At 67.8% G+C, this 627-nt stretch carries 1 pseudogene; it reads right to left on the bottom strand.

Annotated elements, in window-relative coordinates:
* Positions 1-627: pseudogene (locus A5780_RS43165) on the bottom strand (hypothetical protein); the annotation flags it as partial.

The raw sequence follows: 627 nt of genomic DNA, 5'->3' as shown, positions 1-627 counted from the left end.
GTCCGGCGTCGACGTCGTCGACAATCGTGACGAGCTGGCTGCGCTCGATGTCGGCCAGGCCGTGCTGGAGTGTGGCGACCGCGACGATCTCGTCGCCCCGCTCGCGCAGCCGCTCGATGGTCGCGGCGGTTTCGTCACCGACACCCCAGGTCTCGGGACTTTCGTCGGAGAGGTCGTTCTCGGCGACGTAGTCCGCGATTGCTCGAATGTCTTCGACATCGCCTGCGAGAAGGAAGATCTCCTCGTTGATCTGCTCGCGGTTGGCGTAGCCGGGCCACAGTCGCGTACTGGGCTCGCGTCCGGCGCGGATCGCCTTACCGGCTTCACGGACCTGGGCCTGGTCGGCCGCGGTCATCACCGAGATCTCGGCGGCCATCTTCTGCGCGTTGACGTAGCCCTCGGCGAATCCGCCCAGCAGTTCCGGGATCCGGCCGCGCGCTTCTTCGCCCGGGTCGACCCACACCGGCGAGGCGAGAAGGTCGATGTCTCGGGTGTCTCCGGTGAGGTAGTCGACGACGAAGTCGATGCGGGCGCGGTCGTCTCCGGTGATGCCGGCCGCATCCAGATCGGTGTCGAGCTGCGCGCGCCGCTGCTCGGCAGACGACAACGCGTAGGTGGGGGCTTCGT

Source organism: Nocardia sp. 852002-20019_SCH5090214, assembly GCF_001665865.1.
Taxonomy (GTDB): Bacteria; Actinomycetota; Actinomycetes; order Mycobacteriales; family Mycobacteriaceae; genus Nocardia; species Nocardia nova.
This window is presented reverse-complemented; position numbering and strand designations above follow the sequence as displayed.